Genomic DNA, 272 nt, shown 5'->3' on the forward strand with positions numbered 1-272 from the left:
CTCACCTTCGAGGAACTCGAGAGCACCGCGACGGAAGACGAGATCGCCGCCGAACAGGCCGCGGCCCGGACCACCGAGGTGGCGCCTTACATGCGCAAACGACCGGCGCGCCAGCCATTTCCCGAGCATCTGCCGCGCGAACGCGTGGTCGAGCCGGCGCCGACCGCTTGCCATTGCTGCGGCGGTCATCGGCTACGCAAGCTGGGTGAGGATATCACCGAGACGCTGGAGGTGGTGCCGCGGCAATGGAAGGTGATCCAGCACGTGCGGGA

At 67.6% G+C, this 272-nt stretch carries 1 protein-coding gene; it reads left to right on the forward strand.

Annotated elements, in window-relative coordinates; all coding sequences use genetic code 11:
- The coding region (locus tag AC0L2X_RS32605) for a transposase domain-containing protein (RefSeq protein ID WP_473601237.1) at positions 1-272 on the forward strand (272 nt) is incomplete at both ends.

It is taken from the genome of Mesorhizobium sp. WSM4828 (assembly GCF_055811175.1).